Raw genomic sequence first — 14416 nt, 5'->3', positions numbered from 1 at the left:
GTGGGCGGGTGCGGCGAGCGTCAGATACGGACTTCGACCGTGCGGGCCAGCCGGTCGTGCAGGCCGCGGCCGTCGCGGTCCCAGACCAGCGCCGGGACGGCCAGGCACAGCAGCACCGTGCGCAGCAGCACGCGCAGCGGGTTGATCGTGCCGGTGTCCAGGGCGAGCACCCGGAGGCCGAAGATCCGCTTGCCGGGTGTGCAGCCGACCGTGCCGACCGTCAGGACGCTGAGCACGAAGAAGATCAGCAGCGCCCAGTTGCCGGTCGCCTGGTTGTAGCCGTCAGTGATCAGGCCGTATGCGATCAAGACACACAGGGCCCAGTCCACGGCCAGCGCTCCGATGCGGCGGCCCGGCCGGGCGATCGAGCCGGGGCCCTTCTCCGGCAGACCCAGCTGCTCGCCCCGGTATCCGAGATCCGCACCCGCGTTCTCCAGGGCCGCGCGGGGCCCCGACAGCCATGATCCGAATGCTTCCCTGTTGTCCACCCGTCCACGGTACTGCGCAGGGGTGTGACCGGGGGACGCCGGGGGGCTCCGGGGCTACCGTGGAACGAGAGCCGGTTAACTTGTGCGAAACAAATGGGTCACGCCGGAGAAATCACGCGTCCCTAGGGTCGAGGTCAGCGTGTGCCACCCGCACTGGCCGCACGAACGAACTACCACCCCGGCGGGACGGTCGGGAGTAGGAGGAGCTGGATGTTCCAGAACGCCGACGAGGCCAAGAAGTTCATCGCGGACGAGGACGTCAAGTTCATCGACGTCCGGTTCTGTGACCTCCCGGGCGTCATGCAGCACTTCACGGTGCCCGCCGAGGCGTTCGACCCGGACGAGGAGCTGGCCTTCGACGGCTCCTCGATCCGCGGCTTCCAGGCCATTCACGAGTCCGACATGGCGCTGCGCGCGGACCTGTCGACCGCCCGGGTGGACCCGTTCCGCCGTGACAAGACGCTCAACGTCAACTTCTTCATCCACGACCCGATCACCGGCGAGCAGTACTCCCGTGACCCGCGGAACGTGGCGAAGAAGGCCGAGGCCTACCTCGCCTCCACCGGCATCGCCGACACCGCGTACTTCGGCCCCGAGGCCGAGTTCTACGTCTTCGACAGCGTCCGCTTCGCCACCGGTGCGAACGAGTCCTTCTACCACATCGACTCCGAGGCCGGCGCCTGGAACACCGGCGCCCTCGAGGACAACCGCGGCTACAAGGTCCGCTACAAGGGCGGCTACTTCCCCGTCCCGCCGGTCGACCACTTCGCCGACCTGCGCGCCGAGATCTCCCTGGAGCTGGACCGGGCCGGCCTGAAGGTCGAGCGCCAGCACCACGAGGTGGGCACCGCCGGCCAGGCCGAGATCAACTACCGGTTCAACACGCTGCTCGCCGCGGCCGACGACCTCCAGCTGTTCAAGTACATCGTGAAGAACGTGGCCTGGCGCAACGGCAAGACCGCGACCTTCATGCCGAAGCCGATCTTCGGCGACAACGGCTCGGGCATGCACGTCCACCAGTCGCTGTGGAGCAACGGCGACCCGCTGTTCTACGACGAGGCCGGTTACGCCGGCCTGTCGGACACCGCCCGCTACTACATCGGCGGCATCCTCAAGCACGCCCCGTCGCTGCTGGCGTTCACCAACCCGACGGTGAACTCGTACCACCGTCTGGTGCCGGGCTTCGAGGCGCCGGTCAACCTGGTGTACTCGCAGCGCAACCGCTCCGCCGCGATGCGCATCCCGATCACGGGCTCCAACCCGAAGGCCAAGCGCGTGGAGTTCCGTGCGCCCGACTCCTCCGGCAACCCGTACCTCGCGTTCTCGGCGCTGCTGCTCGCGGGCCTGGACGGCATCAAGAACAAGATCGAGCCGGCCGAGCCGATCGACAAGGACCTGTACGAGCTGGCTCCCGAGGAGCACGCGGGCGTTCCGCAGGTCCCGACCTCCCTCGGCGCCGTCCTCGACCGCCTGGAGACCGACCACGAGTTCCTCCTCCAGGGCGACGTGTTCACGTCCGACCTGATCGAGACCTGGATCGACTACAAGCGCGCGAACGAGATCGCGCCGCTGCAGCTGCGTCCGCACCCGCACGAGTTCGAGCTGTACTTCGACGTGTGACAGGCACCGGGCCGCAGCGGCCCGGGGTTCCTCCTGTCCAACCTGTTCGAGGGCCCGCCGTCCCCTTCATGGGACGGCGGGCCCTCGCGGTGTGGCGGAGGCGCGGGGCGGGTGCGGGGCTCGCGGCGCGCTTCACAGAAGCGGTCCGGGCGAGGGATGCTGGGTCTGAGCCGGGGTTCGAGTGATGACGGGGATGGCCGGGATGTCCGAGCGGGACGACTTCGAGCAGCGTGAGTACGACCTCCGGTGGGCGGACGGCGCCGCCCACAAGGAGCCGTCGGCCCGTGCCCGGATGCTCGCCGCGCGCTGGAGGCACAACCCGCCCGGCCCGGTCCCCTTCCGCCCCGAGCCCGCCCGCAGGGCGCACCGGCACCGTCCGGCCTGGCTGTCGGCCGTCCTGGTCCTCGGCGGCATGGCCGCGCTGATCGTGCTCCTGGGGTACGGGGGGTTCCGGCCGCCGTTCTGATGCCGGTGGAGGTGCCGGGCCGGCCCGGCGGTCCGTGAGCCGGGCCGGTCCGGCTTGCCGCCCCGTTGTCAGTGCCGTCCATGAGAATGGGCCGCACGATCGGTGTGACGGTGGAGGTGTCCATGGGTGACGGTGGGCGGCACATTCCGGTGGCGGAGCGCAGGGCGCGGCTCGCGGTGCGGCACCGGCTGGCCGGGGCGGCCCGGGCGGCGGCTCCCGAGGAGGTCGCCCGCTCCCTGGTGGCGCTGCACGGCACGGACCCGGCGACGGTGTACCTGGCGGTGGGCGCGCGGCTCGGGGACCCGGCGAAGACCGTACCGGAGACCGGGCGGGCGCTGTACGAGGACGGTGCGCTGGTCCGGATGCACGGCATGCGGCACACGGTGTTCGTGTTCCCCGCCGAGCTGACCGCCGTCGTGCACGCCTCGACGGGCCTCACGGTCGCCGCCCGGGAGCGTGCCGCGCTGCTCAAGGACATGGCGGCGGCCGGGGCGCCGGACGCGACCTGGCTGAAGGAGGTCGAGGAGTCGGCGCTCGCCGCGCTGGGCCGGCGCGGGCAGGCCACGGCGGCCGAACTGGCCGTGGACGAGCCGCGGCTGAAGGAGCAGTTCGTATACGCGGCCGGCAAGAGCTACGAGGGTGTCCACACCGTGTCGACGCGGCTGCTGAAGGTGCTGGGCGTGGAGGGCAAGGTCGTACGGGGCCGGCCGCTCGGTTCCTGGACGTCGAGCCAGTTCCGCTGGGCGCTCGCCCCCGAGCATCCCGAGCTGGACCCGGCCGAGGCCCGGGCGGTGCTGCTGCGGCACTGGCTGACGGCGTGCGGTCCGGCGACGGAGGCGGACCTGAAGTGGTGGACGGGGTGGCGCGTGACCGACGTGCGCCGGGCGCTCGCGGCGATCGGGGCGCGGCCGGTGTCGCTGGACGAGGGCACGGGGTATGTGTCCGACGGCGACGAGGGTCCGGTGACCGGTCCCGACGAGCCGTGGGCGGCGCTGCTGCCGGCCCTGGACCCGACGGCGATGGGGTGGCAGCACCGGGACTGGTACCTGGCGCCGGAGCTGCGGGCGGCCCTGTTCGACCGGAGCGGGAACGTGGGCCCGACGGTGTGGTGGAACGGGCGCGTGGTCGGCGGCTGGGCGCAGCGAGCCGACGGGGAGATCGCCTGGCGCCTCCTCGACCCGCGGGACGTGAGCCGCGACGCGGAGGCGGCCATTGCCGCGGAGGCCGAGCGGCTGCGCGGCTGGGTCGGGACGACGCGGGTGACGCCGCGCTTCCGGACGCCGCTGGAGCGGGAGTTGACGGCGTAGGCCGGCGGCGGAGGGCCGGCCGGTGCCGGGCACCCCGCACACGCGAGCTGCCCGGCACCGGTGGTGTCACCGGCAGTAGCGCATCAGCGCCCGCACCATGTGGCACGTCGTGTCCGACGGCGGGTGCACGCCGATCGTCTCCGCCGCCTCCCGGATGGTCTCGTTGCGGGCCTGGTTCGGGACGTAGACGCCGGAGTCGAGCAGGGCGATCGCGAGCCGCATCGCCTTCAGACGCCGGTTGTGCGTGATGTACCACTCGCGGGGACGGCCCGGCGGCAACGGGCGCTTCTCCACGGGGGCGTAGGGCAGGTCGAGCAGGACGGGACGCTTCGCGGTGGACTGGGTGGGCAGTGGCTTCGCCTTCAGTGCGGCAGCGGGCACAGGCATCCTCCTGTCGCGGAGAGAGCGCCGCCGGGGCCTCGCTGCACCCGCCGCCACTCTCGAACACTGCTTCTATTTTACTCCCCACCACTGACAGAAGCCCCTGGCCACAAGGGCTTTCGGGGCTGCTGGGGCGCAGGTGGGAGACGGGTTTTCGCGTACCGTGGGGCGCATGGAGATCTGGATCAATCCGGCCTGTTCCAAGTGCCGCAGCGCCGTCAGCCTGCTCGACGCGGAGGGCGCCGACTACACCGTCCGCCGGTATCTGGAGGACGTGCCGAGCGAGGACGAGATCAGGGGCGTACTGGACCGGCTCGGGCTCGAACCCTGGGACATCACCCGCACCCACGAGGCCGCCGCCAAGGAGCTGGGCCTCAAGGAGTGGCCGCGGGACGAGGCCTCGCGCGACCGCTGGATCGCGGCGCTCGCCGAGCACCCCAAGCTGATCCAGCGGCCGATCATCACGGCGGACGACGGCACGGCGGTCGTGGCGCGCACCGACGAGGCCGTGCGGGACGCGATGTCCCGGTGATCGGGCCTGCCGACGGTGCCGCCGGGATCGGCCGGTGCCTTCCGGCGGGTGGCGACCGTGCGGTTCGTAGTGTTCGCCGACGGGCGGTGGGGGGCGGCGCCGGGACCGGGGATGTGGTGATCACCGCGCTGACGGAGGACCTGCTCCGGTACGTCGACAACAGGGTCGCGGTGAATGAACAGGGCGGGGACGGGGCGTGGCGCCGCGCCCCCGGCGCACCGCGTGAATCGCGCCACACGATGCGCCGGTAACACGGGGTTCACGTACGGGCAATGGCCGGGAAATCGCCTGTTGACAGGCTTCCGGGCATCCGCAGCGCCCCAGTGCCGCAGCGCCGCAGCACCCGCAAGTGCGCCTAGACCCACCCCCGAAGGATGTGGCCCCGTGACCTTCAAGGCTGAGTACATCTGGATCGACGGCACCGAGCCGACGGCCAAGCTGCGTTCCAAGACGAAGATCATCACGGGCGAGCCCGCGGGCCTGGACGCGCTGCCGATCTGGGGTTTCGACGGTTCCTCCACGAACCAGGCCGTGGGTCACGCCTCCGACTGTGTGCTCAAGCCGGTCTTCACCTGCCCGGACCCGATCCGCGGCGGCGACGACGTGCTGGTGCTGTGCGAGGTCCTCAACACGGACATGACGCCGCACTCCAGCAACACGCGTGCCGCGCTGGCCGAGGTCGCGGAACGGTTCGCCGCGCAGGAGCCGGTCTTCGGCATCGAGCAGGAGTACACGTTCTTCAAGGACGGCTACCCGCTGGGCTTCCCCAAGGGGGGCTTCCCGGCCCCGCAGGGCGGCTACTACTGCGGCGTCGGCTCGGACGAGATCTTCGGCCGCGACGCCGTCGAGGCGCACCTGGACAACTGCCTGCGGGCGGGCCTCGGCCTGTCCGGCATCAACGCCGAGGTCATGCCGGGCCAGTGGGAGTTCCAGGTCGGGCCGCTGGCGCCGCTGGAGGTCTCCGACCAGCTGTGGGTGGCCCGCTGGCTGCTCTACCGCACCGCCGAGGACTTCGGCATCGCCGCCACCCTCGACCCGAAGCCGGTCAAGGGCGACTGGAACGGCGCCGGCGCGCACACCAACTTCTCCACCAGGGCGATGCGCGAGTCCTACGAGGCGATCATCACCGCGGCCGAGTCGCTCGGCGAGGGCTCCAAGCCGCTCGACCACGTCAAGAACTACGGCGCCGGCATCGACGACCGCCTGACCGGCCTGCACGAGACCGCCCCCTGGAACGAGTACTCCTACGGCGTCTCCAACCGCGGCGCCTCGGTGCGCATCCCGTGGCAGGTCGAGAAGGACGGAAAGGGCTACATCGAGGACCGCCGTCCCAACGCCAACGTCGACCCGTACGTGGTGACCCGCCTGCTCGTCGACACCTGCTGCTCCGCGCTGGAGAAGGCCGGCCAGGTCTGATCCGGCCGCCCGGCTTCCCGCGAGGGGGCGCCCACCGTCACGGTGGGCGCCCCCTCGCGTCGTCAGTGGCGCGTGTCATGGTGGAGGGCATGGAGATCGACGGGGGCCTGGCGGTGAAGGCCGAGACGGGGAACGGGCAGACGCAGTCGCCTGGTGGACTGAGAGGTGCGGCGCGGGGAGGCGTCCAGGGTGTGAGAGACGGCTGCTGCGGGAGGCAGGTGTCTGCTTGAATGGCTCCATGACCGGCTTCCAGAAGCACACCGCGACAGGTCGTCACGACCTCGAGCCCTTCTGGCCCTCCCGTCAGCACCACGACTTCGACCGGGTGTGTTGCCCCGCGGTGAACGCGCGGGCCCTCTAAAGCCGTCTCCCGGCCTTCGGCCCGCGCGGACGACGTACGTCCCGCGGCGCGCCCGACCACCAACTCGCGGCCGTCGCCCTTTCCCGACGAACTCCTCGCGCGAAAGAGCTGACCTCCCATGGCGACCTCCCGTTCCCTGTCCGACGCCACGCTTCCCGCCCACTCCTCCAGCGCCCCGCGGCACCGGCTGCGAGCCGTCGACCGGGACACGACCGTGGACGTGACGGACCTGCTGCCGCCGGGCGCCACCTGGCTGCCCGCCCCGCCGCACGCACTGCCCGCGCTGCCGGGCCGGCCGCCGATGGTCGGCTACCTGGTGCTCGTCCCGGCCGGACAGCAGCCGCCGTTCCGCACGGCGCCCGCCCTGCCGGAAGCCGGCGAACCGGCAAGCGCCCCGGTCGACGACCCGGCCGGCGGCGGGGACGGCGTGCCGCTCGTCCGCGTCGACACGGTGCGGCGCGTCGCCGAGGTCGCCGGGCGTGAACTCGACCTGACGTACCTGGAGTTCGAGCTGCTCGCCCACCTCGTCGCGCACCCCGGCCGGGTGCACACCCGGGACCGGCTCGTGAGCACCGTGTGGGGCTACGGGCACGTGGGCGACGGCCGCACGGTCGACGTCCATGTCGCCCGGCTGCGCCGCAAGCTGGGGGCCGAGCACCGGGCGGCGATCCAGACGGTGCGCCGGGTCGGCTACAAGTACGTGCCGCCGACCGGGCGCTGAGTTCGGCTGACGGCAGATTCCCGTTCCGTGCCGGGACCGGGCCGTGCACAGTGGCCGGCATGAGGCTTCTGGTGCTGGGTGGTACGGAGTTCGCGGGGCGGGCCGTCGTGGAGGCGGCGCTGGGGCGCGGCTGGGACGTGACGGTGTTCCACCGGGGGCGGCACGCGGCCCCGCCGGGGGTGCGGTCGCTGCACGGCGACCGCACCGCGCCGGACGGGCTCGCGGCCCTCGCCGCGGACGGCGCCGAGTGGGACGTCGTGGTGGACACGTGGTCGGCGGCGCCCCGCGCGGTGCGGGACGCGGCGCGGCTGCTGCGGGACCGGGCCGGGCGGTACGTGTACGTGTCGAGCTGCTCGGTGTACGCCTGGGCGCCGCCCGCCGGGTACGCCGAGGACGCGCCGGTGGTGGAGGGGTCGGCCGACGCGGAGCAGACGTCGTACGCGGAGGACAAGCGGGGCGGTGAGCTGGCGGCGCTGGAGGCGTTCGGCGCGGACCGGGCGCTGCTGGTGCGGGCGGGGCTGATCCTCGGCCCGTACGAGAACGTGGGGCGGCTGCCCTGGTGGCTGACGCGCATGGCGCGCGGCGGCCCGGTGCTGGCGCCGGGGCCGCGGGACCTGCCGCTGGAGTACGTCGACGTGCGCGACCTCGCGGAGTGGACGCTCGGCGCGGCGCGGGCGGAGCTGAGCGGGCCGTACAACCTGATGAGCCCTCAGGGCCACGCGACGATGGGCGAGTTGCTGGAGGCGTGCGCGCGGGTGACCGGCGGCGGCGCGGATCTGCGGTGGACGGAGCCGGAGGTGATCCTGGCGGCGGGCATCGAGCCGTGGACACAGCTGCCGGTGTGGGTGCCGCCGGGCAGCGACCTGCACGACGCGCTGCACGCCGCGGACGTCTCGCGGGCCGTCGCGACCGGGCTGCGCTGCCGCCCCGTGACGGAGACGGTCGCCGACACGTGGACGTGGCTCCAGCAACTCGACGGCACGGCACCACAGCGGCCGGACCGGCCCAGCAAGGGACTCGATCCGGAGGTGGAGGCGAGGGTGCTCGCGGCGGGTGGGGCGGGCGGCGGGGCCTGACCCTGGGGTTCGCCGGGGCTTTGCTCGGTGAGCGGTGTGCGGGGTTGCGTGGGCCGGGGGGCAGCGGCGGCGGTCGTCCGGGGGTGCCGGGGGCGGCGTCGGACGCGATGCGCGGGCCGGCCCCGGCGGCGCCGGCACCCGCAACTCCCGCAACGTCTGAACACCTCTGGGACCGGCTCCGTATGGGAGGGGGCCGCTTCGCTCCTGTCGGGCGTCTTGACGGCCCGCAACGACGTCAGAGGAGTTCCATGGGACGCACTACACGAAAACGCCGTACGCCGACGGCCGTCAGGGCGATGGCCGCGGCGGCGGCACTGGCCCTCGGCGGGGGCGGGCTGGTCTGGGCGAACGTCCATGCCTCGGCGCACGAGTCCGGCAGCCGGGACGGCCGGACCCGGGCCGCGGGGGCGCAGATCGCCACCCTCGACTGTCCGGACGTCGGTCAGCAGCTCGGCCGGCTGCCGAGCGGGGCCCGCCCCGGTGTCGACAGGGAACTGGCGAACCTGGACCGGCAGGTCACCGAGGCGTACGCCCGGCTCGCGTCGACACGTCGGGCGCAGGCCGCCGACCCGGGGTTCGTGCGCAACTCCGTCCTCGGCCCGCTGAAGTCCCAGCGCACCGCCGCCCTCCACCGGATCGGCGTCACCATCCGCCGGGCGGGCGGCAGTGAGCCGCGCGGCCTGGGCCGGTTCGCCGAGTGCCGGGGCGTCCCGGCCGACCGGCCCGCGCCCGGCGACAGCGGCAGCCAGGACCAGGACGGCGACGAGAACCAAAGCGGCCGGGACCAGGGCGGCAACGGCAACGGGGCCGCCGGCCCGGTCGCCGGCGACTTCGCCGACATCACGGCCGTCGAGCCCAACGTCCAGCGGCCGCAGCAGGGCGAGGACGCCTCGACGGGCACCTTCACCACCGAGTGCGGCGTGAACGAGAACGGCCTGTTCAACAGCGACAACCTGATCGTGGCGCCCGGCGTCGACAACGGCGCGCACCACACGCACGACTACGTCGGCAACCAGGACAACGACGCGTTCTCCAGCGACGAGGACCTGGCGAACGCGGCGACGAGCTGCCGGAACCAGGGGGACAGGTCCACGTACTACTGGCCGGTGCTGCGGCTCCAGGACGGCAGCCGGGAGTTCGACGCGGACGAGCCGGGTGGCGGCGCCGAGGGCAACGTCGGCACGATCCTGAAGGCGGAGGGTGCCGAGATCACGTTCGTCGGCAACCCGCGGAGCAAGGTCGTGGCGATGCCGAAGTTCCTGCGCATCATCACCGGGGACGCGAAGGCGTTCACCAACGGCGACGCGAACGCCAACGCGGGCTGGTCCTGCACCGGGTTCGAGGACCGGGTGCTCAAGGACAGGTACCCGCTGTGCCCGGACGGTTCCAAGGTGGTCCGGATCTTCGACTTCCAGAGCTGCTGGGACGGGCGGAACACCGACAGCGCCAACCACCGTGACCACGTGGCGTTCGCCGACCCGGCCACCGGCGCCTGTCCGGAGGGCTTCCGGGCCGTCCCGCAGCTGACGATGAAGCTGGTCTACGACGTGCCGCGGCCGACCGTCGAGGACGGGCGGGTGCGGAACCCGTTCGCGGTCGACGGTTTTCCGGAGCAGCTGCACAAGCCGGTCACCGACCACGACGACTTCATCAACGTCATGGACGAGGACCTGATGAACCGGGTGGTCGACTGCGTCAACAGCGGCGAGGACTGCCGGTGACCCGCTAGCGGGCCGGCACGGGAGGCCGGGACGCCGGAGCCGGCGGCGGGGACCAGTCCCGCCGCCGGCTCACGTGCGCGCTCAGCGGTGCGGGCCGGAGTGGCCGGCACCGCCCGGGTGGCCCTCGTGCGGCGTGCCCTCCTCCAGCGTCCCGCCGAGCCGCCCGCGCAGCGCCCGCACCACGTCCGCGTGGCCGACGGCGACCCACTTGCGGCCGACGAGGTAGTGACCGCCGTAGTCCTTGGCCGTGTCGATCCACTCGCGCTGGCCGCGGTCGGTGGCGAAGGTGGCGAGGACGTACGTGCCGTCGCCGGTCGTGCAGACGGCCTGGCGGATCTCGTCCGCGTCGGTCTGCAGCTCCGGCTCGCACCTCGCCTCGGCGGCCAGGTGCTCCAGGCCGGCGCTCGCCGTAGGGGGCCGCGCGGCCCCGCCCTCCCCGCCTCCGTCCCCGCCGGAACCGCAGCCCGCCAGGGCCAGTGCCGCCACGGCCCCGGTCAGCGCGAGCATCGGTCGGGTCGCTGTCATCCTGTTCCCTCCAGTCCCTCGCGGCGGCATGCCGAGGCCGGTCCTCCCCCTGGATACGGGCGGGGCGGGCGCCGCGCTCACATCCGGCTTCCGTGGCCCGCCCCGCCGTGCGAAAGTGTGCCGGTGAACCAGGACTGGGAAGACCGCGTGGCCGCCGCCTGGGCGTCCCTGGACGGCTACGGCGAGGACGGGGCGGCCGAGTTCCGCGCGGTGATCGACGAGCTGGTCGCCGAACTGCCCGAGGGCGGCCCGCTGGGGCCGTTCGAGCAGGCCTGCGCCTGGGACTCGACGGGCCACTCGGACAAGGCCGTTCCGCTGTACCGGGAGGCGCTGGCGCGCGGGCTCGGCGAGGTGAGCCCGTACAAGGCGCGCCGGGCGAAGATCCAGCTGGCCAGTTCGCTGCGCAACACCGGGCGGGCCCAGGAGGGCGTCGAGCTGCTCACGCCCGAACTGACCGCGTCCTCCGACGAGTTGGACGACGCCGTGCGCGCGGTGCTCGCGCTGTGCCTGTCGAGCCTCGGCCGCGACCGCGAGGGCCTGTCGCTGGTGCTGGGCGCCCTCGCGCCCCATCTGCCGCGCTACCAGCGGTCGATGGCGAACTACGCGCGGCTGCTGACCGCCGCGGAGGGCGACCCGCGCGAGTGAAGTGACCATCCAACGATTCGCTCGTTCTGCTGAACGTGCAGTCACAGGATGTCGCCCCGCTCCCCGCCCCCTCCCCCACCGACCCGGTCGTGGACGTCGAGCAGGCCGAGGCCGCGCTCGTCGAGCACTATCCCCGGCTGGTCCGGCTCGCCTACCTGGTGCTGCCGCCCCGCCTCGGCCGCAACCGGCGTGTCCTGACCGCGCACGCCCTCACCCAGCGTGCCCTGCCCCGCGGCCGGACGCCCGCGCCGCTCCTCCCGGCGCAGCGGTCCGGCCGGAACGCCGACCCGGGGTACGCCCTGGTGCGCCTGCGGGTGCTGCGCACCGCGCTGGAGGCGGACCTGCCGCCGCGGCACCGGATGCTGCCCCGGCGCGCCCAGCTGCCGCCGCTGCTGCCCCAGGTGTGGGGGCTCAGGCTGTTCCCGCGCTCCGGCGGAGCCGACGAACTCGCCCTGGACCAGGCGCTGTCGGCGCTGTCCGCCCCGGCGCGCGCCGTGTATGTGCTGCGCGGCCTGGAGCAGCTGCCCGAGGGCGATGTGCGCGGGGTGCTGGCCGAGGCGGGCGTCGCGGACGTGGCCGGGGCGCTGCGCGCGGCCGGGGAGGTGCCGGAGCGGTACGCGCTGCTGGACTCCCCCGAGTTCGACGCCTGTTCGCTCCAGGCGCGGCCCACCGACCTGATGCGGCGCAGGCAGCACATGAAGGCGGCGCTGGCCGCCGGGGCCGCGCTGGTGGCGTGCGGGGCGCTGCTGGGCCTGCCCGGCGACGCGTGGGGCCCGGACGGTGCCGCCGCGCCGCCGTACGCGCGCAATCCCGCGGCCGAGGCGGCGCTGGACCCGGCGAAGCTGACGAGGGTGGCGCCCGCCGCGTGGCAGACCTCGGCACGCACCGACTTCTCCGTGTGGCCCGCGCGCGGCCCCCTGACCGGCGACGAGGCCCTGCTGCGCCGCGCCCTCGCCGTGTGGGCCCGGCCCGGTGAGACGGTCCGGGTGTCGGCGACGCCGGGCACCCCGTCCGGCGGCCCGTCCGGGCCGCCGCAGCTGCTGTACGCCGGGGAGGTCGGCAACGCGCGCGTGGTGATCCTGCACGACGGTCTGCGCATCGCCCGGTACGCGGAGCCGAAGGACGGCACGCGGGGTGCCGCGCTCGACTTCGCGCGGGTCGACGGCGCGGGCCGGGCCGAGGCGAGCGCGGTGGTGCTGGAGCGGGCCGACGGCAATGTCCGCTATCTGACGGCGCCCTGGGTGAAGGAGGCGTCCGTCCGGGACCTCGCCGAGCCGGGCTCCCCGGAGCGGGACCTCGCGGTCACCGGCGGTGTGACGGCGCCGCTGGCGAGCCCGGCCGCCCGGCAGTCCGGGACGTGCACGTCGTGGCATGTGCTCCAGGTGACCGACGGCACCGGCAGCCGCCTGATGACCGACCTCGGTGAGCTGGTCCCGGCCCGCCTCACCACGGGCCGCCCCGGTTCGGCCGCCGAGGCCGCGGGTGCCGGAGCGCTGCGCGCCTGGGCGCCGTATGCCTGCTCGCTGGCGGCGATGCGCTCGGCGGGCGTGCGGAGTGTGAACGCCTGGGAGTACGCCGGGCAGCAGCTGCCCGGCGCGGGCGGGACGGCCGCGTGGGTGTGCACGCGCGCGGAGACCTGGCGGGGCGGCGGCGAGCGGGTGCTGGCGCAGTTCCGCACGCCGGGCGGGGCCCAGGGGGCGGTGGTGGCGCAGGCGGAGAACGTGACGGCGTGCGGCGCGAAGGACCCGCACGTGCTGGCCGGGGTGCTGTGGAAGTCGGAGGGCGGTGACTGGTTCCTGCTGGCGGCGGGCAGCCGGGACACCGAGTCGATCCGCACGACCGGCGGCGTCAGCGGTTCCGTACGCGGCAATCTGCTGGTGCTTCCGGCCAGGGCCGGGGCGCAGGCGGGTCTGAAGGGGACGCTGCGGGACGGGCGGACGGTCAGCGGCCTGGGGTGACGGCGTGCGCGCCGCCGGCCGGGTGACCGCGCGGGCGAACATCCGTGCCGTAACGGACCGGTTCGAGGCCGGATTCGATCGGTAAGGTGTTCGCATGTCTACCGGGGTTCGCCGCAGAATGGGAGTCGAGGAGCGGCGGCAGCAGTTGATCGGCGTTGCCCTCGAACTGTTCAGCCGCCGCTCGCCCGACGAGGTCTCCATCGACGAGATCGCCTCGGCCGCGGGCATTTCGCGCCCCCTGGTCTACCACTACTTCCCCGGTAAACTCAGCCTGTACGAGGCGGCGTTGAAGCGCGCCTCGGACGATCTGGCGGCCCGCTTCGTCGAGCCGGAGGAGGGCCCGCTGGGGCTGCGGCTGCTGCGGGTGATGCGCCGTTTCTTCGACTTCGTGGAGCAGCACGGGCCCGGTTTCTCCGCCCTCGTGCGCGGCGGACCGGCGGCCGGTTCCTCGACCACGAACGCCCTTGTCGGCGCCGTACGGCAGGCCGCGTATGACCAGATCCTTTCGCATCTGCGGGTGGAGGAGCCGCCCGCGCGACTGGAACTGGTCATCCGTTCGTGGATCTCGCTCGTGGAGTCGACGGCGCTGATCTGGCTCGACGGGCGGCGCATCCCGCGCGCCGAGCTGGAGACCCAGCTGGTGCACGACTTCGCCGCGCTCGTGGCCGTCGGCGCCGCCTACGACGACGGGCTGAGCGCCCTGCTGCGGGGCATCCTCAAGGACGAGCCGGCCGACGGGCCGTTCAACGGCCTGGCCTCCCGGCTGATCGCCCTCGCGTCCTGAACCGGGACGCGCCTCAGCTGTCGGACTTGCGGTAGGAGGGGTCGAGGTCCCGCACCTCGGCCGACACGTGCAGCGCGAGGCCGTCCGCGGGCTTCACGTACCGCTTCAGCAGCTCCACGGCCTCCTCGGTGAGCCGGGCCTTCGTCTCGTCGGTGCGGCCGGCCAGCAGGCCGATCACGACGTGCACGACGGCGTGCCCTTCGGTGTCCGGGCCGACGGTGGTCTCCTCCGTCCTGCGGAACTGCGTCTTGCAGGCGGGCGGCTTCGCGGCCGCGATCTCGACGGTCGCGGCGTGCAGGGCCCGCGCGAAGCCCGGGCGGTCGAAGTCGTCCGCCAGCCGGTCCGAGTAGTCGACGGTGATCTGCGGCACGGGGCACTCCTGTTCTACGGCAACGGGGCCACCCTAACCGCGGGT

Annotated in this window: 15 protein-coding genes; 11 read left to right on the top strand and 4 right to left on the bottom strand. The window is 73.5% G+C overall.

The annotated features are described in order from the left end of the window. Positions 1 to 20 precede the first annotated feature (20 nt). Positions 21 to 488, bottom strand: coding sequence for an RDD family protein (locus AB0M97_RS14780; RefSeq protein WP_365961229.1), 468 nt, complete (start codon positions 486 to 488; stop codon positions 21 to 23). A gap of 210 nt (positions 489 to 698) precedes the next feature. Here AB0M97_RS14780 and glnA point away from each other — a divergent pair, with 210 nt between their 5' ends. The 3 genes from glnA to AB0M97_RS14765 all read left to right on the top strand — a co-directional run bounded on the left by glnA (position 699) and on the right by AB0M97_RS14765 (position 3881). Beyond that, a complete protein-coding gene (glnA, locus tag AB0M97_RS14775; RefSeq protein ID WP_365961228.1) occupies positions 699 to 2108 on the top strand; it encodes a type I glutamate--ammonia ligase in 1410 nt (469 codons plus the stop codon). A 202-nt stretch (positions 2109 to 2310) separates the two neighbouring features. After that, entirely contained in the window at positions 2311 to 2574 is a 264-nt protein-coding gene (locus AB0M97_RS14770; RefSeq protein WP_365961227.1) for a hypothetical protein, read from the top strand. 122 nt (positions 2575 to 2696) lie between these two features. Then, entirely contained in the window at positions 2697 to 3881 is a 1185-nt protein-coding gene (locus tag AB0M97_RS14765) for a winged helix DNA-binding domain-containing protein (protein ID WP_365961226.1), read from the top strand. 66 nt (positions 3882 to 3947) lie between these two features. Here AB0M97_RS14765 and AB0M97_RS14760 read toward each other — a convergent pair whose 3' ends face one another. Beyond that, on the bottom strand, positions 3948 to 4262 hold the full coding sequence (locus AB0M97_RS14760) for a hypothetical protein (protein WP_365961225.1): 315 nt from the start codon (positions 4260 to 4262) through the stop codon (positions 3948 to 3950). 172 nt (positions 4263 to 4434) lie between these two features. Here AB0M97_RS14760 and AB0M97_RS14755 point away from each other — a divergent pair, with 172 nt between their 5' ends. The 5 genes from AB0M97_RS14755 (at position 4435) to AB0M97_RS14735 (ending at position 10089) form a co-directional block, all read left to right on the top strand. Beyond that, complete coding sequence (locus tag AB0M97_RS14755) at positions 4435 to 4794, top strand: arsenate reductase family protein (protein ID WP_365961224.1); 360 nt, start codon at positions 4435 to 4437, stop codon at positions 4792 to 4794. A gap of 384 nt (positions 4795 to 5178) precedes the next feature. Beyond that, the gene (glnII, locus tag AB0M97_RS14750) at positions 5179 to 6210 is read left to right on the top strand and encodes a glutamine synthetase (RefSeq protein WP_365961223.1); all 1032 of its coding nucleotides are present in this window, start codon (positions 5179 to 5181) and stop codon (positions 6208 to 6210) included. 479 nt (positions 6211 to 6689) lie between these two features. Next, complete coding sequence (locus AB0M97_RS14745; protein WP_365961222.1) at positions 6690 to 7292, top strand: winged helix-turn-helix domain-containing protein; 603 nt, start codon at positions 6690 to 6692, stop codon at positions 7290 to 7292. 59 nt (positions 7293 to 7351) lie between these two features. Continuing rightward, a complete protein-coding gene (locus tag AB0M97_RS14740; protein WP_365961221.1) occupies positions 7352 to 8368 on the top strand; it encodes an NAD-dependent epimerase/dehydratase family protein in 1017 nt (338 codons plus the stop codon). Between the two features lie 248 nt (positions 8369 to 8616). Next, positions 8617 to 10089: a DUF1996 domain-containing protein gene (locus AB0M97_RS14735; RefSeq protein ID WP_365961220.1), complete on the top strand. Its 1473-nt coding sequence runs from the start codon at positions 8617 to 8619 to the stop codon at positions 10087 to 10089. Between the two features lie 81 nt (positions 10090 to 10170). Here the strand turns inward: AB0M97_RS14735 and AB0M97_RS14730 are convergent, their stop codons facing one another. After that, entirely contained in the window at positions 10171 to 10614 is a 444-nt protein-coding gene (locus tag AB0M97_RS14730) for a hypothetical protein (protein ID WP_365961219.1), read from the bottom strand. Between the two features lie 123 nt (positions 10615 to 10737). Between AB0M97_RS14730 and AB0M97_RS14725 the strand changes: the two genes are divergently transcribed. The 3 genes from AB0M97_RS14725 to AB0M97_RS14715 all read left to right on the top strand — a co-directional run bounded on the left by AB0M97_RS14725 (position 10738) and on the right by AB0M97_RS14715 (position 14001). Next, positions 10738 to 11259 (top strand): tetratricopeptide repeat protein, encoded by a 522-nt coding sequence (locus AB0M97_RS14725; RefSeq protein ID WP_365961218.1) that lies wholly within the window; start codon positions 10738 to 10740, stop codon positions 11257 to 11259. Between the two features lie 35 nt (positions 11260 to 11294). Further along, positions 11295 to 13217: a hypothetical protein gene (locus tag AB0M97_RS14720; protein WP_365961217.1), complete on the top strand. Its 1923-nt coding sequence runs from the start codon at positions 11295 to 11297 to the stop codon at positions 13215 to 13217. 94 nt (positions 13218 to 13311) lie between these two features. Next, positions 13312 to 14001, top strand: a complete 690-nt coding sequence (locus AB0M97_RS14715; RefSeq protein WP_365961216.1) for a TetR/AcrR family transcriptional regulator — start codon at positions 13312 to 13314, stop codon at positions 13999 to 14001. Between the two features lie 13 nt (positions 14002 to 14014). On the opposite strand, the gene AB0M97_RS14710 is transcribed toward AB0M97_RS14715, so the two are convergent. Beyond that, positions 14015 to 14371: a 5-carboxymethyl-2-hydroxymuconate Delta-isomerase gene (locus AB0M97_RS14710; protein ID WP_365961215.1), complete on the bottom strand. Its 357-nt coding sequence runs from the start codon at positions 14369 to 14371 to the stop codon at positions 14015 to 14017. Between the last annotated feature and the right edge of the window lie 45 nt (positions 14372 to 14416).

The organism is Streptomyces sp. NPDC051207 (genome assembly GCF_040682395.1).
GTDB lineage: Bacteria > Actinomycetota > Actinomycetes > Streptomycetales > Streptomycetaceae > Streptomyces.
This window is presented reverse-complemented; position numbering and strand designations above follow the sequence as displayed.